The organism is uncultured Aquimonas sp. (genome assembly GCF_937888285.1).
Lineage (GTDB): Bacteria > Pseudomonadota > Gammaproteobacteria > Xanthomonadales > Xanthomonadaceae > Aquimonas.
This window is the reverse complement of record NZ_CALART010000006.1, coordinates 76,011-96,624: the sequence shown is the minus strand read 5'-3', so window position 1 is coordinate 96,624 and position 20,614 is coordinate 76,011. Positions and strand designations below refer to the sequence as shown.

Below are 20,614 nucleotides of genomic sequence, written 5' to 3'. Positions count from 1 at the left end.
CGGCCTCCTTCATGTCGGTGACCACCGGCGCCAGCAGGTGCGGGATGCCCTCGTAGACCGAGAGCTCCAGCATCTTCGGATCGATCATCAGCATGCGCACGTCGTTGGCGGTGGCCTTGTACAGCAGGCTCAGCACCATCGCGTTCAGCGCCACGGACTTGCCCGAGCCGGTGGTGCCGGCGACCAGCAGGTGCGGCATGCGGGCCAGGTCGACCACCGTCGGGCGACCGCCGATGTCCTTGCCCAGCGCCAGCGCCAGCGGCGAGCTGATCTTGTCGTACTCCTTCGAACGCAGGATCTCCGACAGGTAGATGATCTCGCGGTTGGCGTTGGGGATTTCCAGGCCAATCACCGACTTGCCGGGGATCACGTCGACCACGCGCACCGACTTCACCGACAGGCCGCGGGCGATGTCCTTGTCCAGCGATGAGATCTGGCTGCCCTTGATGCCGGGCGCGGGCTCCATCTCGAAGCGGGTGATGACCGGGCCCGGATAGACGCCGACCACCTGCACCTCGATGCGGAAGTCCTTGAGCTTGAATTCGATCTGCCGCGACAGCGTGGCGAGCGCCTCGTCGGAGTAGCCCTTGGGCTGCGGCTTGGGATCATCCAGCAGCGACAGCGGCGGCAGCGCACCGTTCTCACCCAGCGAGACGGTAAACAAGGGGATCTGCTGCTCGCGCTGGGCGCGCTCGCTGCGCTCGGGCGCCGGCGGCTGTGGCTCGATGCGCACGGGTTCGCGCTTGGCGCGCTTGACCTTCTCCTCGCGGCGCACTTCCTCGCGTTCGGCGATCGCCGCACGGGCGACGCGGTATTCGCTGGCCGCGTGCACCTGCTTGCGGCCGCGCTCGGCCAGCCAAAGTACGCCGCGGCCGAGGCGATCCATCAGGCCCAGCCAGGACAGGCCGGTCGCCAGGGTGATCGACAGCAGCAGCAGGGCCAGCAGGAACAGGCTGGCGCCGGCGAAGCCGATGCCGCGGGTCAAGGCCGAGCCCACCAGGCTGCCCAAGAGGCCACCCGCCTGCATCGGCAGCTCGCTGCCCCAATCGGTGTAGTGCAGCGCGGCCATCGCGCCGCTGGACACCAGGAAACCGACCACGCCGATCAGGCGCAGGGCCGGAGTGAGCGGGGTTTCCTCATCGGCCGCACGCGGCCTCAGGGCGACCGCCGCGATGATCCCGGCCAGCACCGGCACGAAGTAGGCGGTCAATCCGAAGAAGGAGAACAGCAGGTCGGAGAAGGTGGCGCCGGCCAGCCCGCCGAAGTTGCGGATCTCGCCGGTGATCTCCCCCGAACGCGACCAGCCCGGATCCTGCGGACTCCAGGTCCACAAGCAGGCCAGCACGTAGAGCAGCACCGGTGCCAGCAGCAGGATCAGCGCCTCACGCCAGAGGCCACGCCGATTCTCGGCGATCACCGGCTTGCGGGTGTCTTCCTTGGGTCGTGCCACGTGCGCGGGGGTCCTTGCGAGAGTCCGTACGGCAGTGGCCGATTCTACACGCGCCCCCGGCCGGGCCAGCGTCTCCCGGATATCCAGTGCAGGACAGCTTGATCGACTCGGAAGCAGCCCCCATCCTTGCGGGCTGCGCCGGCAAGCCGTTCCGGCTGCCCTGCCATCACTTTCCCGCAATGCCGCGCCCGCGGCGGAGATCCCATGAGCGCATCCACCCTGCCCGTCCGTCACTGTCCGCTGCTGATCCTGGGCTCCGGCCCGGCGGGATGGACGGCCGCCGTCTACGCTGCCCGCGCCAACCTGAAGCCCGTGGTCATCACCGGCCTGCAGCAGGGTGGCCAGCTGATGACCACCACCGAGGTCGACAACTGGCCGGGCGACGCCCATGGCCTGATGGGCCCGGACCTGATGGCGCGCATGCAGGCACACGCCGAGCGCTTCGAGACCGAGGTGGTGTTCGACCACATCCACACGGCCGATCTGTCCAAGCGTCCATTCACCCTGACCGGTGACTCGGGCGTGTACACCTGCGATGCGCTGATCATCGCCACCGGCGCCACCGCCAAGTACCTCGGCCTGCCCTCGGAAGACGCCTTCAAGGGCCGCGGCGTGTCGGCCTGCGCGACCTGCGACGGCTTCTTCTTCCGCGACCAGGACGTCGCCGTGATCGGCGGCGGCAACACCGCCGTTGAAGAGGCCCTGTACCTGTCGAACATCTGCCGCAAGGTCACCGTGGTGCATCGTCGCGACAAGTTCCGCGCCGAGAAGATCCTGCAGGACAAGCTGTTCGCCAAGGAGCAGGCCGGCAAGGTCGAGATCGTCTGGAACCACGAGGTCGAGGAGTTCCTCGGCGACAACAGCGGCATCACCGGCCTGCGCATCAAGAGCCGCGAGGACGGCAGCAGCCGCGAGCTCGCGCTCACCGGTGTGTTCGTCGCGATTGGCCATGCGCCGAACACCTCGCTGTTCGAGGGCCAGCTGGAGATGAAGAACGGCTACCTGAAGATCCGCAGCGGTATCGAGGGCGGCGCTACCGCGACCACGGTGCCCGGCGTGTTCGCTGCCGGCGATGTCGCCGATCAGGTCTACCGCCAGGCCATCACCTCGGCCGGCTTCGGCTGCATGGCCGCGCTCGACGCCGAGAAGTTCCTCGACGGCGAGCATTGAGCTATCTGCGCGGCAGCGGTGTCGGGCCGACACCGCTGCGCGAGGCGCACTCACTGCGTTTGCACGGGGCCTTGCCCAGCGTGATGCCAACTCTTCGGACCCCTGCCCCGCATGCTGCTGCGCCATCGCTTCGTTCCGCGCCTTGCCGAGGTCGATGCAGTCCGCTGGGACGCGCTGCGCGGCAGCGATGATCCGTTCACCTCGCACGCCTTCCTCTCGGGGCTGGAAGAGACCGGCTGCCTGCGGCCGCGCTGGGGCTGGAACCCGCACCATCTGCTGATCGAGAACGAGGCGGGCGAACTTCAGGCTGCCGCGCCCTGCTACCTCAAGACCAACTCGCACGGCGAGTTCGTGTTCGATCACGCCTGGGCGGACGCCTACTTCCGCGCCGGACTCGACTACTTCCCCAAGCTGCTGGTGGCCGTGCCCTACTCGCCCGTCACCGGGCCGCGCCTGCTCTGCGCGGGCGATGCAGGGCTCCGCACCGAGCTGCTGCGCGCGCTGGAGAGTTTCGCGAGCGAGCATCGGCTCTCGGGCGCGCACATCAACTTCCACCCGATCGAGGATGTGCCCGATGGCGCGTGGCTGGCGCGCACCGACCTCCAGTTCCACTGGCACAACACCGGCTACGCGTGCTTCGAGGACTTCCTCGCCGCGCTGTCCTCGAAGAAGCGCAAGAACCTGCGCCAGGAGCGCGCCCAGGTGGCCCGCGCAGGTATTCGCTTGCGCCGCGTGCACGGCGATGCCGCGAGTGAAGAGGAGATCGCTGTCGCCCACCGCCTGTACTGCCGGACCTTCGATGACAAGGGCAACCACGCGGCGCTGACGCTCGACTTTTTCCGGCATCTGGCGCGCGCGCTGGATCGCGGCCTGCTGCTGGTGCTGGCCGAGCGCGATGAGGAAGTCATCGCCATGGCGCTGTGCCTGCGCTCGGCCGACACCCTGTACGGTCGCTACTGGGGCTGCTTCGAGGAAGTGCCGGGTCTGCACTTCGAGTGCTGCTACCACCAGGGCATCGAGTACTGCATCGAGCAAGGCCTGAAGCGCTTCGAGCCTGGCGCGCAGGGTGAGCACAAGCTTGCCCGCGGGTTCCTGCCGACAGCTACGCACTCCAGCCACTTCCTGCCGATGGCGGCGTTTCGCGAGGCCGTGGCGCGATCGATCGAGGACGAACGCCGCTGGCTGGCTCAGTATCGGCAGGAACTGCTGGCGCACAGCCCGTACCGGCAGGGGGGCGGCCAGGAATGAGCTTCCGCCTGCCCGAACTCGGCGCTGACCCGGATTCGGCCTTCCCTCCGGTCGAGCAAGCCCTGCGTGATCCCAATGGACTGCTGGCCTGGGGCGGTGGGCTGGAGCCCGAGCGTCTGTTGCGCGCGTATGCGCGGGGCATCTTCCCGTGGTTCTCGCCGGGCGAGCCGCCGCTGTGGTGGAGCCCTGACCCGCGCATGGTGATCGCCACCGATGCCCTGAACCTCACGCGCCGCTTCCGTCGCGAGCTGCGCGGTCGCAGCTGGGTCGTGACCGCAGACCGGGCCTTCGAGTCGGTGATCACCCACTGCGCAAAGTTGCCCCGCCGCGGCCAGCGCGGCACTTGGATCGTGCCGGCGATCCGCCGCGCTTACATCGAGCTGCACCGGCTGGGCCATGCGCATTCGATCGAAGCCTGGGACGGCGAGCGTCTGATCGGCGGGCTCTACGGCATCAGTCTGGGACGGGCCTTTTTCGGCGAATCGATGTTCAGCCTCGAATCGGGCGCCTCCAAATGCGTGATCGCCGCGCTGTGCCAGCGTCTTGACGAATGGGACATGCCTCTGTTGGACGGCCAGGTCGAATCCGAGCACCTCGCCAGCCTCGGTTTCAGGCCGATTCCGCGATCGGAATTCCTGACACGACTCTCGGCGCTCACCGCCCTGCCCGGACGGCCGGGGCATTGGACGCGGGACTTCGGAGCGCTGCCGGCCACTGCCGTCCGGGGCTGAAGCGACCGGGCGCTCGGGCTCCGGCAGTGCGGGCGCGCTTCTCCGCCGAGCTCAGGCGTGGCAGAATGCGCGACTTGTCCGCGGCCCGCAGGCCGCTTCCTACCCAAAGACCGAATGTCCAAAGACGATTCCATCGAGATGGAGGGCACCGTGTTGGAGACCCTTCCCAACACCGTGTTCCGCGTGAAGCTGGAGAACGGCCACGTGGTGACTGCCCACATCTCCGGTCGCATGCGCAAGAACTACATCCGCATCCTGACCGGCGACAAGGTGAAGGTCGAAATGACCCCCTACGACCTCACCAAGGGTCGCATCACCTACCGCATGAAGTGAGCGAACAACAAAGGCCCGGCCTGCGCGAGCAGGCCGGGCCTTTCGTGTGCGCGTCGTTCGCAGCCTCCGCACGGCGCGAAAGCCTCTCACGGTGCGAGAACCCGTCGGCGGCCTGAGCCGCCGACGGGACATGTCTCACTGCACTTCGAACCCGTCTGCGAACACGCCGTCGGGGTTCACGGCAGCCGCCCCGGGCACCAGGGTATCGACGCGAACGTTCGCAGGCGTACCCGTCTCGGCGATGCCAAGGAAACCACTGCCGTTCTGCGGCGCCTGGTCGGTGGTGACTGAGAAACGGAACATGACGCCCCAGTTCAAGGGATTCAGGGGCGCGGTCGACGTGCCGCCCGCCTGCCAGATCAGGCTCGATCCCTGGCGCGAGAAGCTCCAGTCGTTGCCGGCGTCGAGATCACCGTCGGCGAACTCGGTGGAGACCAGCTGTGCGCCCGCCGGCATCGGCAGCTCGAATCGGTTGAATCCGTTGTTCCGAAGTACGCGCAGGTTGGGCTCGGCCCCCTGCGTCACGGCACGCGCGAAGTCGAAGTTCATCACCGCGTAGTCGTAGCGGTACTGGCCACCGCCCAGATCGTTCACCCGCATGGCGACACGCAGGTTGCCCTCGCCGGTCTTGATGTCGAGGCTGCGCTCGTTCGCGGCCGACGTGTTCGGCGCCACCCAGCGTCCCAGCGCAGGTCCAAGACGCAGGGGAGAGCCGTTGGCGCTGCTCCAGGTGCTGCCGGTCCAGCTGAAGGTGATCGGCGCCGACTGCATCGTGTTCTGGAAGTTGATGTCGTCGCGGACGATGTACCAGGACTCGGCGAAATAGGTGGCGCCCGCATTCAGCGTAGTGTCGATGAACTGCTCGATCACCGGCATGCGGAAGGCGTAGGAACTGCAGTCCGCACCACCGACATTGGAACAGGGCGAGCTGGTGTCGCGCGCGCCGTTGCAGTCGGCGTCGTAGACCGAGCCGCAGCGGCCCCACTGGCCGGTGAAGGGCAGAATCTCGTTGCGCGGGCCGAGGTCGCCGATCGCATCATTGTTGCCGGTGCCGTAGGTGTCCACGCAGCCGCGGCCGAGGATGTGGTTGTTGCCCGGGTTGACGTCGCAGGGCGAGTTGGTCGTCAGCCAGGCGTGCTTCACGCCGGACCGTCCGATCTGCTCGATGCGGCCAGTGGAATCGACGCGGTACAGATTCCAGATCAGGTAAGGATGCTGGTCATTGCCGTGCGGCGCGAAGTTGCCGGAGAACTTCTGCCACCAGGGGACATCGGCCGCATAGCGCGCACTGCTGGTTCCCAGCGGATCGCCCGCTACGGTCGCGATCACCGGGTTGTTGAGGTTGGATTCGTCCGCCGTTCCTGTGCCGCGGTTGTTGCGCAGGGTCGAACTTGGCGTGAAAACGACCACGCCGGTGTTCTGTCCGCCCGGACCGTCCGCCGCCGCCTGCTTGCGGGTGTACTGCAGGGTAAAGCTGCTCATGAAGACATCGACTTCGTACACGCCGCCGTTCGGAGCCGGGCTGCCGTGCCAGCGCGAACTGCCCTCGGGCTCGGCGACGACTGCGCCGGGCGTGGCCACGCGCGCGTACATCTCAAGCCCTGCCACGACCCAGCCTGCATAGGTGTCGTTGCCCAATGCCGACGCCAGCCTGGGCGCGATCCGCAGGTCCATCGCACGCACGCTCATCAAGGGGTCGCTGCCGCCTTCGAGCTTGTACATCAGGCGATCGATGTAGAACCAGACCTCGCCGTCGGCGCTGACCACATCGATGCGGAAGGCGTTCTCCGCACTGGGACGCAGCACCAGATTGCGCAGGTCGATGCTGAGGCCTTTGCCCTCGACCTCGAAGCCTCCACGGGCCTGCAGGCGACCGCCGGCAAAGCCGACGAAATCGGCCGAGTCGGCCACCCGGATTTCGAGTCCAGCCGATTCGCGCAGGGCGATCCGCTCGATATGCGGGGCATCGCCGATCTCCAGTCGGTCGCGCGCGGCGCCGACATTGAAGCCGAGGTCCTGCATCAGGTCGCGGTTCCAGTTGAAGCGCAGCTCGCCGCCCCATACCGTCCACTGCTGTACCGAAGCCGCAGGCGCCTCAGGCTCGGCAGCAAAGGGTGCATTCGAAGGCGCAAGGCAGAGTGCGCCGAGCAGGGCCAAAGTCAGGTGTTTCAGCATCGTCTCCCCCGAGAACATGATTGAGGGGCGCAGCCTGTTCCTTGCCCGCGCCCGTGTTTGTGAAGCCCTTCACGCCTCAGGATGAGGGCGTGATCCTGTCGTTTTGCGTCAGGGCACGACGGCCGACGCGCTGCGCATCTGTACCGGTGGCGACTTGCCATACGCCGGATTCGACCACAGGCCATAGAGGTAGGCCCCGCGCGTCAGGCCTTGCGGCCCCACGGAGAACGGCCGCCCGGGCCCGCCTTCGCACATCTGGTTTTCGCCCTCGAAGCCGCGCTCGACGGCCTGGTTGCGCAGAAACTCGATGTATTCCTTGCTCGAGGCCTGGAAGTGCAGCCGTGCCGTCACCGTCAGCGCGCCGGAAGTGCCAGCCACCGGGATGCTGTACTGCGCGACGTCCACGTTGCGTAGGCGGTTCGAGCCGGGCGCGACCGGTGCATAGGTCGCGCCGACCGGCGCCACCTCGACATCGTCGCCGCCGGTGAAGCCCAGCGGGGGAATGCGATTGTCCTTGGCCACGCAGTTGTTGAGCGCGAAGTGGAAGCTCGCCCTGCCCTGCGCATCGGTGATCCGGCAGGTGCCGGACTCGGCATCCCAGATGCCCTGCTTGATTTCGTACACCCGCGTCTGCGCGTCGCGCTGCAGCTCGCCGGAGGCGGGGTCCCAACTGCCGTTGCGGTAAACCAGCGCGCCGCCGGCATCGCGCACCTCCAGCTCGATCCACATGCGGCGCCCTTCGGAATACCCGGTCGGCAGCTTGTGTCCGGACAGGTTGGTGACTTCGACCTCGACCTCGAGCGTCTGGCCGCCCCCGCTGCGAACTCCGCGCGTGACCAGCGTGGCAGTCCGTTCGGTCAGCAGCGCCGTCGACCAGAGGATGGCCTGGTCGAAGGCTTCGTCGTAGCCCAATGCCGGGAACTCGCCCTTCAGGATCTTCGGCACCCAGGTGTTCGCGCCGGAGAAGTTGTGTACCGACAGGCTGCCGTTGCGATTGGGGCCGAAGAAACAGCCCAGGAACTGCTCTTCCGGGTCCTCGCTGCGGGCGATCTCCATATGGCAGTCCTGGCAGGTCTGCTGCTGCTTCACCACCACGCCCGGCTGGTTCTGCACCGGCGCGGATTCCACGCCATCGGCGAACAGGGCGGTGCCGTAGTCGCTCTTCAGCCACTCGGTGTAGGTGCGCTCGATGGGAAAGGCGATGCCGGTGTCGACCCCAGCCGGGGTGATCAAGGTGCGCAGCGGCACGCCGTTGTTGAGCGGCGAGGTGACGTTGTGGCAGCTGCCGCACATCTCGCTGCTGGACAGATGCGGCGAGTGCTTCCAGGGGTGCGGCGGCGGGTTGGTACCTTCGCTGTCGTAGTCGTAGGGCCCGCCGCGGCACGGCCCGCTGCCGCCATTGGCGCAGGCGACGTCATCCAGCCAGAGGTCACCGCTCTCCAGATAGTTGGGCTCGCCGTTGGGGCCGTTCGGCTCGGCCCGATGGCAGTAGTGGCAGCCGACGCCCGAGTAGTCGTTGCCGAAGCCGGGCACATCGTCGTGCTTGCCCTGCAGCAGGCAGCCGTTGCTGCCGTCGACGCGGCCGCCGTCACCGGTCTTGCTGACCCGCCCTGCGAACCAGCCTTCGGGCACATGGCAGCGCAGACACCAGTCGCCGATGCCGGGCACACCGATGCTCTCGCCGTCGGCGTTGGCGACATCCAGGGCAGCCCAGAACACCGGATCGCGCCCGGCATTGGCCATCATCGAGCCCTTCCAGCTGGTCGCCGGATAGTGGAACTCGATCGTGCCGCCCGCGTGGCAACCCATGCAGTTGCCGGAGTTCTCAAGTGGATGCGTCAGACCGGGCTGCGAGCCGCGCGCGGTCAGATCTGGCAGCTGCGTGCCCGCATAGCCTGCCAAGCCGAACAACAATCCCCATGCCAGCGCCAGCGCGCCGCCCCACCGTTTGCCTGCCGCCACGCCTTCCCCCACGGAAGTCCGGCGCCCGGAGGGCGCCGGCTGTCAATAATCCGTCGAGGGTAGGCCCAGCACGCCCGGAGAGCAAGCAGACGATCGCCGGGGCATGACGCCTGCCGCGCTTTGCGCACGGCAGGTGGGCAGGACATCAGTCCACCGTGCTGAGTTCGCCCTGCAGCTCTTCGGCGGTTTCCACCGCCAGCTTGCCCTCGCGCACCACCACGTTGACGCGGCCGCCGTTGACCAGCTTGCCGAACAGCAGCTCGTCGGCCAGCGGGCGCTTGACCTGGTCCTGGATGACGCGGGCCATCGGTCGCGCACCCATCTGCGGATCGAAGCCGTTCTGCGCCAGCCAGCGGCGCGCCTCGGGCTCGACGCTGAGCGCGACGTGCTTTTCCTGCAGCTGCGTTTCGAGCTCGATGATGAACTTGTCGACCACGCGCAGGATGTGGTCGAAATCCAGCCCGCCGAACTGCACCACGGCATCGAGGCGATTGCGGAACTCCGGCGAGAAGCTCTTGCGGATCACTTCCATGGCGTCGGTCGCATGGTTCTGCTCGACGAAGCCGATGCTGCGGCGCGCGGCCTGGGCAGCACCCGCATTGGTGGTCATCACCAGGATCACGTTGCGGAAGTTGGCCTCGCGCCCATTGGTGTCGGTGAGGGTGCCGCGGTCCATCACCTGCAGCAGGATGTTGAACACGTCCGGATGGGCCTTCTCGATTTCGTCGAGCAGCAGCACGCAGTGCGGCGTCTTCACGATCTTCTCGGTGAGCAGGCCGCCCTGGTCGAAGCCGACATAGCCCGGAGGCGCGCCGATCAGACGACTGACCGAATGGGCTTCCATGTACTCCGACATGTCGAAGCGCACCAGCTCGATGCCCAGCTGCATGGCCAGCTGGCGGGTCACTTCGGTCTTGCCGACGCCGGTGGGGCCGGCGAACAGGAAGCTGCCGATGGGCTTGTCGGGGTTGGCGAGGCCCGAGCGCGCCATCTTGATGGCGGACGCCAGGGTGTCGATGGCTTCGTCCTGGCCGAACACCACCATCTTCAGGTTGCGGTCGAGGTTGCGCAGCACGTCGCGGTCCGAGGCCGACACCTGCTTGGCCGGAATCCGCGCCATGCGGGCAACGATGTACTCGATCTCGGCGACGTCGATGATCGCCTTGCGCTTGTCCTCGGGCAGCAGGCGCTGGCGCGCGCCGGCCTCGTCGATGACATCGATCGCCTTGTCCGGCAACAGGCGGTCGCCGATGTGCTTGACCGAGAGATCGACCGCGGCCTGCAGGGCCTCGCCGAGGTACTCCACGCGGTGGTGCTCCTCGAACTTGGTCTTGAGCCCGTTCAGGATGGCCACGGCATCGGCCACGGAAGGCTCGACGACGTCGATCTTCTGGAAGCGCCGCGCCAGCGCGCGGTCCTTCTCGAACACGCCGCGGTACTCCTGGAACGTGGTCGAGCCGATGCAGCGCAGCTCGCCGGAGGCCAGCACCGGCTTGATCAGGTTCGACGCATCCATGGTGCCGCCCGAGGCCGAGCCGGCGCCAATGATGGTGTGGATCTCGTCGATGAACAGCACCGCGCCCGGCTCCTTCTTCAGCTGTGCCAGCACGGCCTTCAGGCGCTTCTCGAAGTCGCCGCGGTACTTGGTGCCGGCCACAAGGGCACCGAGGTCCAGCGCGTAGATCGTTGCGTCGGCCAGCACCTCGGGCACTTCGCCATCGACGATGCGCTTGGCCAGACCTTCCGCCAGCGCGGTCTTGCCGACGCCGGCTTCGCCGACCAGCAGCGGGTTGTTCTTGCGGCGGCGACAGAGCACCTGGATGACGCGCTCGATTTCCTCGGCGCGGCCAATCAGCGGATCGATCTTGCCAAGCTTGGCCTGCTCGTTCAGGTTGGACGCGAACTCGGCCAGCGGATTGGCCTTGCCCTCCTCGCCCTCGCCTTCCTTCTGTGCCTCGGGCTCGGCCGGCTTGACCTGCTCGCTGCTGAGCTTGGCGACGCCGTGGCTGATGTAGTTGACGACATCGAGCCGGCTGATTTCCTGCTGGCCGAGGAAGTAGACCGCATGGCTGTCCTTCTCGCCGAAGATCGCGACCAGCACATTGGCGCCGGTGACTTCCTTCCGCCCCGACGACTGCACGTGGTAGACCGCTCGCTGCAGCACGCGCTGGAAGCCCAGCGTCGGCTGGGTGTCGCGGGTGTCGTCGGCGGCCAGCACCGGCACGGTCTCGCTGATGATGTTGCGCAGCTCCTGGCCGAGCCGGGTGAGGTCGGCGCCGCAGGCTCGAAGCACGGCCACGGCGGAGGGATTCTCCAGCAGCGACAGCAGCAGGTGCTCGACGGTCATGAATTCATGGCGCGCCTCGCGGGCCTGCTTGTAGCACTGGCCGATGCTGAACTCGAGATCTTTGCTGAACATGCCGGGGCTCCTTGCGCCTGACGGGTACCGCTGTTGCCGCGAATCAACGATGCCCTTAGCGGCATCCCTGCTCGATCCTTTTAAGCCTTTTCCATGCTGCACAGCAGGGGGTGCTGGTGCGAGCGTGCGAATTCATTGACCTGCTGCACCTTGGTTTCTGCCACTTCCCGCGTGTAGACACCGCACACGCCCTTGCCGCGCGTATGCACATGGAGCATCACCTGGGTGGCGCGCTCGATGTTGAGACCGAAGAACACCTGCAAGACTTCGACCACGAAATCCATCGGCGTGTAGTCGTCGTTCAGCAGGACCACCTGGTACAGCGGAGGCCGCACCACCTCGGGCCGCGCTTCCTCCACCGCGAGACCGCGCTGCTGCCCCGCATCCGGTGCACCGTCGGGGTCGCCTGCCAGACGCGGAGACAGAAAGCGAAAGGCGTGCTGGGTCGGTTGGCGAAGGTCGTGCGTTTCGATCATGGCGTGCTATGTGGATGCGCGGCGGCGACTTGCAAGGGCTGGCCTGAATGCCAGCAGCACCGACAGTCGCCGCAGTCTGGTGCCGCAGGCGTCAAGCCCCCTTGAACGGGTGGCAGGGGCGCCGCGGCGACGTGTTGTAAAGTTCCGCCTCTTTGCCAGCCGGCGTGGTCCCGTGCCCAAGAGCGACATCCAGTTCAACCCGGACATCACCGTGGCCTGCGTCATCGTACGCGAGGGGCGCTTCCTGCTGGTGGAGGAAGAAGTCCGCGGCCGCCTGGTGCTGAACCAGCCGGCCGGCCATCTCGAGCCCGGCGAGGGCCTGGTCGAGGCCGCCGCGCGTGAGGCGCTGGAGGAAACCGGCTGGAGCGTACGCCCGCAGTGCTTCGTGGGCAGCTACCTGTGGCAGGCCGAGAGCGGCAAAACCTATATCCGCTTCGCCTTCGGCGCCGAGGCCCTGAGCCACGATCCGGCACAGCCCCTCGACGCGGGCATCACCCGCTGCCTGTGGCTCTCGCCGGGCGAGATCGATGCCGAAGCCGAGCGCCTGCGCAGCCCGCTGGTGCAGGCGGTGGTGCGCGATTTCCTGGCTGGCCAGCGCGCGCCGCTGCAGCACGTGCGCCACGTTCGCGGCTGAGGCCCGTGCAGCCCGGCACCGTCATCGTCGGCATGTCTGGCGGCGTCGACTCCTCGGTCGCCGCCCTGCTGCTGCAGCGCGCCGGCACGCCGATCGAAGGGCTGTTCATGCAGAACTGGGAGGAGGACGATCGCGAGGGCGGCTGCCGCGCCGAGGAAGACCGCAAGGACGCGATCGCCGTCTGCGGGCGACTCGGCATCCGCTGCCACACCCGCAACTTCGCCGCCGAATACTGGGACGGCGTGTTCGCCCACTTCGTCGCCGAGTACCGCGCAGGCCGCACGCCCAATCCCGACATCCTCTGCAACCGCGAGATCAAGTTCCGCACCTTCCTCGACCACGCCCGCGCGCTGGGCGCCGAGCGCATCGCCACTGGCCACTACGCCCGCGTGCGCTGCGAGCGCGGCCGTTGGCAGCTGCTGCGCGGCCTCGACGCCGGCAAGGACCAGAGCTACTTCCTCTACACCCTGGGCCAGGAGGCGCTGTCGGCCACCCTGTTCCCGGTCGGCGAGCTGCCGAAGTCGGAGGTGCGCCGCCTCGCTGCCGACGCCGCCCTGCCCACCCACGCCAAGAAGGACTCGACCGGCATCTGTTTCATCGGCGAGCGCGATTTCCGCGAATTCCTCGGTCGCTACCTGCCCGCCCGCGAAGGCGAGATCGTCGATCCCGAGGGCACCGTACTCGGGCGCCACTCAGGCGCGTTCTTCTACACGCTGGGCCAGCGCGAGGGTCTGAACCTGGGCGGCGTGCGCGGGCGGCCGCAGGCGCCCTGGTTCGTGGTCGGCAAGGACATCGCCCGCAACCGCCTGATCGTCGACCAGGGCCATGACAGCCCCTACCTGATGAGCCAGCGTCTGCGCACCGCCCTGCCCGACGTCGTCGACGGCGCGCCGCCGGCTGCGCGTTTCGACTGCACGGCAAAGACCCGCTATCGCCAGGCCGATGAAGCCTGCAGCGTCGAGGTCCGCGAGGACGGCAGCCTGCGCGTCGAGTTCCAGCGCCCGCAGCGTGCCGTCACTCCGGGCCAATCCATCGTTTTCTATGCTGGCGAGGTCTGCCTGGGCGGCGCGGTCATCGAAGCCACCGACGCCCCGCTCGAAGCCCATGCCATGGAGGTTGAATGAAAGACCGCGTGCTCGCGCTCGCCGGCCTGCTGCAGGCGCTGATGGCCGTGCGCCAGATCGCCCACGACGGCCGTGCCGACGCCGATCTGGTGCAGCCTTGCCTGGACAGCGTGTTCCGGCTGGATGCGGAGAACGTCGAGGCCGTGTACGGCAGCGACGCGCTGCTGAAGCCCGGCCTTGAGTGCCTGCTGCGCCAGATCAACGGCCAGGGGCGCGACCTTGCCCTCTCGCGCATGGCCGCCACCGTGCTGCAGCTGGAGCGCCAGCTGCTGCGGCAGCCGCGCATGCTGGAAGCGCTGCGGGTCGGGATCGAAGCCACCGAGCGCCAGCGCGAGCACTTCGGCGGTGAGCACAGCAGCGTCAGCCAGCGCCTGGCCGACCTCTACGCCGACACGCTCAGCCAGCTGAAGCCGCGGGTCATGGTGCAGGGCAATCCGCTGCAGCTGGCCCAGTCCAGCGTGGTCGCTCAGATCCGCGCCGCCCTGCTGGCAGCCGTGCGATCGGCGGTGCTGTGGCGGCAGCTGGGCGGCAGCTACTGGGACTTCGTCCTGCGGCGCGGGGCGATGAGCCGCATCGCCCGCGAGCTGCTGAAACAGGGCTAGGCTCAGGCGCCATAGCGTCGCTCGAGCTCTGCGAGCGAATCGCGCTGGATCTGCTCCAGCACGGCCTGATCGAGATCGGCGAGCTTCTTGAAGTACAGGCAGGACTTGCCCATGCGGTGCTTGCCCAGCTTGGGCAGCAGGCCGTGGCTGGGCTCTTCGCAGCCCATCACGTACAGCACGAGTTCCTTGCCGCGGATGGCGAAACCCGCGCGCGGCCATTCGCCCGAGTGGCCGCTGGCATAGGTGTAGCGGTAGCGGCCGAAGCCGACGATGCTCGGCCCCCACATCACCGGCGGCTGGCCGGTCAGGCGCTGCAGCAGCGCTATCAGCTGCCGGCAGTCTTCCGCCTGGCCTGCACTGGCGCGCTCGGCGATATGCGCCTCGACGCTGGCGCCGGTGGGCTGGGTCTTGGGTTCGGCCATCGGGGAGTTCTCCAGCGCGTGCGTGCGTAGGCATGCTCGCGCCGATCGCCAACGCTCGCAACAGTCGAGGCCCGACACGTGCCCACGGCGTGCTCGCGGGCTGCCGCCGGGTTCAGCGCCCCTCGCGCTCGGCAATCGTCTGCGCGACCTTGTCGCGCAGGTACAGCGGCTGCACGTCGTCCGGGCGCTCGGGATAGGCGCCCAGCGCATGCGCGCGCGCGGCAAGCCGGGCGAGATCCCCGGCCGCCGGCAGCGCACCGGGCTCGAGTCGCCAGCCCTGCCCCTGCAGGCGCTGGCCCACTTCGCCCTGGCCGGCGGCAAGCCCGGTGCCTCGTGCCCAGCCATAGCTGTCATCGGGCAAACGCGCATCGTCTGGACGCGCCAGCTGCGGCGCATCGATGGGCTCGGGCAGGCCGTCGCGATGGATGCGGAAGGCCGCGGCATAGACCTCGCCCATGCGCGCATCGATGCAGGCGAATACGCCATCGCCCGGCTGCGCGCCGCTGGCGCCGGCGGCGAGGATCTGCAGGCTGCTGATGCCGATCAGCGGTCGTCCCAGGGCCAGTGCCAGACCCTGCCCCATCGCCACCGCCAGGCGCACGCCAGTGAACGCACCGGGGCCAATGCCGACTGCGATCGCATCAAGCTGGCTGCGGGCGATGCCGGCTTCCGCCAGCAGCGCCTCGGCCCAGGGCAGCACCAGCTCGGCATGGCGGCGCGGCGCGATCTCGAAGCGCTCCAGCACGGCGTCGCCGCAGCGCAGGGCAACGCTGCAGGCTTCGGTGGCGGTTTCGATGGCGAGCAGGTTCATCGCGGGGCCGGACAACGGGAAACCGCCGAGTGTACGTGCAGGGGCCGGCCTGTCCAGCCGACGGGCCGCGGGAGATGCGGATTCGCGACTGCGTCCGCAGCTCAGACCGGATCCGGTTCGTCGATGTCGAAGCTGCGGATCAGGCTGGCGCTCGCCTCCGGACCGGCGAGGTCGGTGGGCACGGGTGCCGAGGCGAAGAAGGCGCGCACGTCTTCGATGCGCTCTGTGCGCGGCAGCGGCGGCAGGCTGTTGAGGAAGCTGCGCCCGTAGCCCTTGCGGGTCAGGCGAGGGTCGCAGAGCACCAGCACGCCGCGGTCGCTCTCGCTGCGGATCAGCCGCCCCACGCCCTGCTTGAAGGCGATCACCGCCGTCGGCAGCTGCCAGTCACGGAAGGGGTTGCCGCCGTTGCGGCGGATGTGGTCCAGGCGCGCTTCCAGCACCGGATCATCGGGCGCCGCAAACGGCAGCTTGTCGATCAGTACCAGCGACAGCGCCTCGCCGGCCACGTCGACACCTTCCCAGAAGCTGGCCGCGCCCAGCAGCAGGCCATTGCCCGACTCGCGAAAGGCCTGCAGCAGGCGATGCCTCGGCTGGCTGCCCTGCACGAACAGCGGAAAGCCGGGCGCGTTCGCCGCCAGCCAGTCGGCGGCCTCGCGCAGCGCGCGGTGGCTGGTGAACAGGAGGAAAGCGCGGCCGCGAGAGGCCTCCAGCGCCGGCAGACTGGCGCGCAGCAGGGCCGCGGTGTAGCCGCGCTCGATCGGGTCCGGCAGCGCCGGCGGCAGCCAGGCCAGCGACTGCTGCGCGTAGTCGAAGGGGCTGGGCTCCAGCAGGGTGCGCGGTTCGGCCAGGCCCAGTTGATCGGCGAAGTGGCTGAAGCTGCCGCTTACCGCCAGCGTTGCCGAGGTGAAGATCCAGGCTGCATGGGCCTTGGCGCGGAACTCGGTGAGCGGCCCGGCGATATCCAGTGGGGTCACATGCAGACTGAAGCCGCGCGAGGCCAGCTCGTACCAGCGCACCTGCGGCACGCTGTCGTCACCGCGCGGATGCAGGGCCTGCATGCGCTGCTGCAGCGACTGCGCGCGGACCAGGCAGGCTTCGAGGCCGGGGCTGCGTTCGGCCTGGCCCTCGATCGCGTGCAGCAGATCGTCGAGCGCATGCTCAAGCACCTCCAGGCTGTCGGCGCAGGGATCATGGCGCAGGGCCTGTTCGATCGGGCCGCGCGCAGGCAGCGGGTCCCAGGCTAGACGGAACTCGCGCAGGGCCTTGTCGATCGCATCCACCGCCGGCTGCAGCGCGCCGGTGGCGCCCGAGGCCTGCTGCGCTTCGGCGAGCGCATCACGGCAGAGTTCCTGCAGCTGGCGCGCCGAGAGGCTGCTGCCGAAGAAGCGCGTGGCGAGCTCGGGCAGCTGGTGCGCCTCGTCGATCACGAAGGCGTGTGCGCCCGGCAGGATCTCGCCGAAGCCCTCGCGCTTCAGCGCCAGATCGGCGAACAGCAGATGGTGGTTGACCACCACCAGGTCGGCCGCCTGCGCGCGGGCGCGGGCCTTGGCGACGAAGCACTCGCCGTAGAAGGGACACTCGCTGCCGAGGCAGTTGTCCGGCGTCGAGGTGATCTGCGGCCACAGCGCCGAGTCCTCGGCGACGAAGTCGATGCCGGCGATGTCGCCGTCCTCGCTGGCGCCGGCGAAGCCCCAGACCCGCGCCAGCTGCGCGGCCTGCTCGCGCGAACCGAACAGGCGATCGCTGCGCGCGCGATCCATGCGGTACCAGCACAGATAGTTGCTGCGGCCCTTCAGCAGCGCGGTCTTGAGACCCACGCCCAAGGCCTCGCGCAGGCGCGGCAGATCGCGGTGATAGAGCTGGTCCTGCAGGGCGCGGGTGCCGGTGGAGACAATCACCCGCAGACCCGACAGCAGGGCCGGCACCAGGTAGGCGTAGGTCTTGCCGGTGCCGGTGCCGGCTTCGGCGATGAGTTCGCCGCGCTCCAGCATGGCGGTGGCGACCGCCTCAGCGAGCCGCTGCTGGGCCTCGCGTGCACGGAATTCCGGCAAGGCCCGCGCCAGCGGGCCTTGCGCGGACAGTACCGCGGCCGTGGCGTCGAGCAGTTCCATGGGCGTGCATCTTAGCGGCTGCGCGTGGCGATCGAGCTCGTGGAGCGCTTGCGCGATTCGCACTGAAGGCGCGCGACGTGCCTCACATGCGGATGACGGGCTCGGCGGTGCAGCGCTGCGACTGCGCCCGGGCGGTCTCGGCCTCGATGGCGTTGCCGCGGACTTCGCGGGCCAGCTGGATCGCAGCCCAGTTGCGGCGGCACAGCGGGCCGAGGCGTGGGCCGTTCTCGAAGGAGGCGATCGCGTACTGCTCGGCCTCGTCCAGCAGCTGCTGGCCCAGCGCGACTTCGGCGCGCAGCTGCAGCAGGTCCGGTCGGCCCGGGCGGATCTCCAGGGCCTGGGCAAGGCTGCGGGCGGCCAGCTCAAGATCACGCAGGGCCATCGCCTCGTGCGCGGTCACGCGCAGATCTTCGATCTCCGGGTCCGGCAGCGGTTCGACCACGATGGCGTCGTCGGCCTCGACCATGGCGTACAGCTCGGCGATCAGGTCGCGCGCCGGCGCTGCGGGCTCGGGCGCTTCGACGGTTTCCACCGGCTGGAACATCGCGCAGCCCGACAGCAGCAGGCCCGAGCACGCGAACACGAACAGACGCTTCATTCCTGGGTTTCTCCGCGGCCGAACCAGCTGCGCACGCGCGCCATCGGGCAGCCGTCATGGGTTTCTGGGGTGTAGCCGCGGATGAAGGCGAAGCGGCGCGCGCCGGGGCAGCCCTCATCGGTCAGCGCGAAATTGTCGGCGGCCAGCCAGGCGAACTCCAGCCCATCCTCGCCGACGTTCAGCGGGGAGCTGGGTAGACGCTTGAATAGCGAGGTCCACACGCGCATCGCACCCGAGGCGCCGTAGAGGCCCGTCGGCGCATTGCCGTCATTGCCCACCCACACCACCGCGAGGTGGGAACCGGTATAGCCGGCGAACCAGCTGTCGCGGCTGTCATTGCTGGTGCCGGTCTTGCCGGCCGGCTGCAGATGCCCCAAGCCGTCGGCGTACAGGCGCCGGCCGGTGCCGCTGCGTGCGGCTTCCTGCAGGGCCATGCCGATCAGGCGGGCGGCCAGCGCATCGCCCGGCTGGGCCGGATCGGACGCCTTCTCGTAGCGGGTCAGCGTCGCCCCCTGCGCGTCGAGCACGCCGCGCACCGCGCGCAGCGGCTGCAGGCGACCGCCAGAGGCCACGAACTGGTAGAGCTGGGCCATCTGGTACGGACTCATGTCGACCGCGCCGAGCAGCAGCGAGGGATGCGCCGGCGGACGGGTGCCCGACAGCGCCTCGATCAGCCGCGTGACGCGATCGACGCCAAGCTCCATGCCCAGCCGCACCGTGGCCTGGTTGTACGACTGCGCCAGCGCCTGCAGCAGGGTGACCGTGCCGTGGCTCTGGTTGTCCGCGTTCGACGGCGCCCAGGTCTGGCCATTCGGCAGGCGCAGCTCGATTGGCTGGTCCTCGACCGGCGTAGCCAGGGCGTAGCGGCCCGGCTGGGCCAGCGCCAGCAGGTAGACAAAGGGCTTGATCAGCGAACCGACCGGCCGCTGTGCATCCAGCGCGCGGTTGAAGCCGCTGCCCTCGCCTTCGCGGTCGCCGACGAGGGCCAAGACCTCGCCGCGCTCGCTGTCGGTCAGGACCACCGCCGCCTGCAGTTCGGGCCGGTCTTCGGTCTGCAGCTCGGCCAGCTGCTCGCGCGCCGCGCGCTCGGCCAGCGACTGCGCCAGCGGCGACAACGTGGTGTGGATGGTGAGGCCGGCGCCGCGCAGGTCGGCCGCCTTGTAGTCGCGCTCCAGCTGGGTACGCACCAGGGCGAGGAAGGCCGGCGCGCGGTTGCCGGCCAAGCCGACGTTGCGCTTTATGCCCAGCGGCAGCGCGGCCTCGCGCTCGGCGGTGGCGGCGTCGATCAGGCCGGTCTCGGCCATCTGGTTCAGCACCCGGTTGCGCCGCGCCAGCGCCCGCTCCGGCTGCCGGCGCGGGTCGTAATAGGACGGGCCGCGGATCATGCCGATGATCAGCGCGATCTCATTCGGCTTGAGCTGGACAAGTTCGCGACCGAACCAGAAATCGGCGGCGGCCGCCACCCCGTGGATCGCCTGCCCGCCCTGCTGGCCGAGGAAGATCTCGTTGAGGTAGGCCTCGAGGATCTGCGACTTCGAGAAGCGTCGTTCCATGGCCAGGGCATGCAGCGCTTCCTTGACCTTGCGCCATAGCGCCTGCTCGCGGCTCAGGTAGAGATTGCGCGCCAGCTGCTGGGTCAGCGTGCTGGCGCCCTGCCGCACCTCGCCCTCGCGCAGGTTGATCCAGGCGGCGCGCACGATGCCGCTGAAATCCACGCCGATGTGGTGCTTGAAGTCGCGATCCTCGACCGCCTGAAGGCTCATCACCAGCAGCGGGGGCACGTCTTCCAGGCGCACCAGTCGGCGCTCCTCGCGCTTCTCGCCGTACAGGGTGGCGATGCGCGCGGGGTCGACGCGGAGCTCCCGCACGGGCGCACCCGACAGGTCGGTCAGCGCCCGCACCCGCCCCTGCGCCAACTGCACGCGCACGCTGCGTGAGGGCTGCGGGCCGTCGACATCGACGAAGGCGCGGCTGGTGAGCTGCACCGACTCGCCGTTGACACCGTAGCTGCCGGCCTCGCGTCCCTGGCCATCCTCGCGGTAGCCGGCGGCGTCGAGTTCGGCGCGCAGGCCGGACACCGTCATCGGCACGCCGACGTCGAGCCGCAGCGGCCGCGCCATCACCCGGGTCGGCACCTGCCAGGTGAGCGCCGCGAAATCCGCGGCGACGCGCTGGTCGATCACGTAGAAGTACGGCGCAAGGAAGCCGGCCGCGAGGCCAAAGCCCGCCAGCAGCAGCGGCTTGGCGATGCGCCACAGCAGCCCCGGCCAGAGGCGCTCGGCGGGCGCTGAAGGCGCCTGGCGGGTGGTTTTCTGTCGACTCACGCGGGGCTGGATGTCCGGGCTCAT

17 protein-coding genes are annotated in these 20,614 nt (G+C 68.8%); 7 read left to right on the top strand and 10 right to left on the bottom strand.

What is annotated here, in order from left to right; genetic code table 11:
- Positions 1–1,450, bottom strand: a 1,450-nt coding sequence (locus tag Q0654_RS01050) for a DNA translocase FtsK (protein ID WP_298849586.1), incomplete at its 3' end; no start/stop codon positions are given.
- Positions 1,451–1,654: 204 nt separating this feature from the next.
- Between Q0654_RS01050 and trxB the strand changes: the two genes are divergently transcribed.
- The 4 genes from trxB to infA all read left to right on the top strand — a co-directional run bounded on the left by trxB (position 1,655) and on the right by infA (position 4,932).
- Positions 1,655–2,620, top strand: a complete 966-nt coding sequence (gene trxB, locus Q0654_RS01045) for a thioredoxin-disulfide reductase (RefSeq protein ID WP_298849584.1) — start codon at positions 1,655–1,657, stop codon at positions 2,618–2,620.
- A gap of 111 nt (positions 2,621–2,731) precedes the next feature.
- A complete protein-coding gene (locus Q0654_RS01040) occupies positions 2,732–3,868 on the top strand; it encodes a GNAT family N-acetyltransferase (RefSeq protein WP_298849582.1) in 1,137 nt (378 codons plus the stop codon).
- Entirely contained in the window at positions 3,865–4,599 is a 735-nt protein-coding gene (aat, locus tag Q0654_RS01035) for a leucyl/phenylalanyl-tRNA--protein transferase (RefSeq protein WP_298849580.1), read from the top strand. Before Q0654_RS01040 ends, aat begins: the two co-directional genes overlap by 4 nt.
- A gap of 114 nt (positions 4,600–4,713) precedes the next feature.
- Entirely contained in the window at positions 4,714–4,932 is a 219-nt protein-coding gene (infA, locus tag Q0654_RS01030) for a translation initiation factor IF-1 (protein ID WP_091239265.1), read from the top strand.
- A 135-nt stretch (positions 4,933–5,067) separates the two neighbouring features.
- On the opposite strand, the gene Q0654_RS01025 is transcribed toward infA, so the two are convergent.
- The 4 genes from Q0654_RS01025 to clpS all read right to left on the bottom strand — a co-directional run bounded on the left by Q0654_RS01025 (position 5,068) and on the right by clpS (position 11,964).
- The gene (locus tag Q0654_RS01025) at positions 5,068–7,107 is read right to left on the bottom strand and encodes a hypothetical protein (protein WP_298849572.1); all 2,040 of its coding nucleotides are present in this window, start codon (positions 7,105–7,107) and stop codon (positions 5,068–5,070) included.
- 108 nt (positions 7,108–7,215) lie between these two features.
- Complete coding sequence (locus Q0654_RS01020; RefSeq protein ID WP_298849570.1) at positions 7,216–9,069, bottom strand: hypothetical protein; 1,854 nt, start codon at positions 9,067–9,069, stop codon at positions 7,216–7,218.
- Between the two features lie 145 nt (positions 9,070–9,214).
- Positions 9,215–11,488: an ATP-dependent Clp protease ATP-binding subunit ClpA gene (gene clpA, locus Q0654_RS01015; protein ID WP_298849568.1), complete on the bottom strand. Its 2,274-nt coding sequence runs from the start codon at positions 11,486–11,488 to the stop codon at positions 9,215–9,217.
- 80 nt (positions 11,489–11,568) lie between these two features.
- Positions 11,569–11,964, bottom strand: coding sequence for an ATP-dependent Clp protease adapter ClpS (clpS, locus tag Q0654_RS01010; RefSeq protein ID WP_298849566.1), 396 nt, complete (start codon positions 11,962–11,964; stop codon positions 11,569–11,571).
- A 172-nt stretch (positions 11,965–12,136) separates the two neighbouring features.
- Between clpS and Q0654_RS01005 the strand changes: the two genes are divergently transcribed.
- The 3 genes from Q0654_RS01005 to hflD are packed head-to-tail and all read left to right on the top strand — an operon-like array spanning position 12,137 to position 14,324.
- Positions 12,137–12,598, top strand: a complete 462-nt coding sequence (locus Q0654_RS01005) for an NUDIX hydrolase (RefSeq protein WP_298849564.1) — start codon at positions 12,137–12,139, stop codon at positions 12,596–12,598.
- 5 nt (positions 12,599–12,603) lie between these two features.
- A complete protein-coding gene (mnmA, locus tag Q0654_RS01000) occupies positions 12,604–13,722 on the top strand; it encodes a tRNA 2-thiouridine(34) synthase MnmA (protein WP_298849562.1) in 1,119 nt (372 codons plus the stop codon).
- Positions 13,719–14,324 (top strand): high frequency lysogenization protein HflD, encoded by a 606-nt coding sequence (hflD, locus tag Q0654_RS00995; protein WP_298849560.1) that lies wholly within the window; start codon positions 13,719–13,721, stop codon positions 14,322–14,324. Before mnmA ends, hflD begins: the two co-directional genes overlap by 4 nt.
- A gap of 2 nt (positions 14,325–14,326) precedes the next feature.
- Here the strand turns inward: hflD and Q0654_RS00990 are convergent, their stop codons facing one another.
- The 5 genes from Q0654_RS00990 to mrcB form a co-directional block, all read right to left on the bottom strand.
- The gene (locus Q0654_RS00990; protein ID WP_298849558.1) at positions 14,327–14,746 is read right to left on the bottom strand and encodes a DUF1801 domain-containing protein; all 420 of its coding nucleotides are present in this window, start codon (positions 14,744–14,746) and stop codon (positions 14,327–14,329) included.
- Between the two features lie 112 nt (positions 14,747–14,858).
- Positions 14,859–15,557 carry a tRNA (adenosine(37)-N6)-threonylcarbamoyltransferase complex dimerization subunit type 1 TsaB gene (tsaB, locus tag Q0654_RS00985; RefSeq protein WP_298849556.1) on the bottom strand — a complete coding sequence of 233 codons (699 nt, stop codon included), beginning with the start codon at positions 15,555–15,557 and terminating at the stop codon, positions 14,859–14,861.
- 101 nt (positions 15,558–15,658) lie between these two features.
- Positions 15,659–17,668, bottom strand: a complete 2,010-nt coding sequence (locus Q0654_RS00980) for an ATP-dependent DNA helicase (RefSeq protein ID WP_298849555.1) — start codon at positions 17,666–17,668, stop codon at positions 15,659–15,661.
- A gap of 82 nt (positions 17,669–17,750) precedes the next feature.
- Complete coding sequence (locus Q0654_RS00975) at positions 17,751–18,266, bottom strand: hypothetical protein (RefSeq protein ID WP_298849553.1); 516 nt, start codon at positions 18,264–18,266, stop codon at positions 17,751–17,753.
- Positions 18,263–20,590, bottom strand: coding sequence for a penicillin-binding protein 1B (mrcB, locus tag Q0654_RS00970; protein ID WP_298849551.1), 2,328 nt, complete (start codon positions 20,588–20,590; stop codon positions 18,263–18,265). The genes Q0654_RS00975 and mrcB overlap by 4 nt, the downstream gene beginning before the upstream one ends.
- Positions 20,591–20,614: the final 24 nt, after the last annotated feature.

What these genes read in the sequence shown, in the direction of transcription:
- clpA (WP_298849568.1), bottom strand. Translation starts at nt 11,488, where the DNA reads ATGTTCAGCAAAGATCTCGAGTTCAGCATCGGCCAGTGCTACAAGCAG.
- Q0654_RS00990 (WP_298849558.1), bottom strand. Translation starts at nt 14,746, where the DNA reads ATGGCCGAACCCAAGACCCAGCCCACCGGCGCCAGCGTCGAGGCGCAT.
- clpS (WP_298849566.1), bottom strand. Translation starts at nt 11,964, where the DNA reads ATGATCGAAACGCACGACCTTCGCCAACCGACCCAGCACGCCTTTCGC.
- hflD (WP_298849560.1), top strand. Translation starts at nt 13,719, where the DNA reads ATGAAAGACCGCGTGCTCGCGCTCGCCGGCCTGCTGCAGGCGCTGATG.
- Q0654_RS00975 (WP_298849553.1), bottom strand. Translation starts at nt 18,266, where the DNA reads ATGAAGCGTCTGTTCGTGTTCGCGTGCTCGGGCCTGCTGCTGTCGGGC.
- aat (WP_298849580.1), top strand. Translation starts at nt 3,865, where the DNA reads ATGAGCTTCCGCCTGCCCGAACTCGGCGCTGACCCGGATTCGGCCTTC.
- tsaB (WP_298849556.1), bottom strand. Translation starts at nt 15,557, where the DNA reads ATGAACCTGCTCGCCATCGAAACCGCCACCGAAGCCTGCAGCGTTGCC.
- infA (WP_091239265.1), top strand. Translation starts at nt 4,714, where the DNA reads ATGTCCAAAGACGATTCCATCGAGATGGAGGGCACCGTGTTGGAGACC.
- Q0654_RS01025 (WP_298849572.1), bottom strand. Translation starts at nt 7,107, where the DNA reads ATGCTGAAACACCTGACTTTGGCCCTGCTCGGCGCACTCTGCCTTGCG.
- Q0654_RS00980 (WP_298849555.1), bottom strand. Translation starts at nt 17,668, where the DNA reads ATGGAACTGCTCGACGCCACGGCCGCGGTACTGTCCGCGCAAGGCCCG.
- trxB (WP_298849584.1), top strand. Translation starts at nt 1,655, where the DNA reads ATGAGCGCATCCACCCTGCCCGTCCGTCACTGTCCGCTGCTGATCCTG.
- Q0654_RS01040 (WP_298849582.1), top strand. Translation starts at nt 2,732, where the DNA reads ATGCTGCTGCGCCATCGCTTCGTTCCGCGCCTTGCCGAGGTCGATGCA.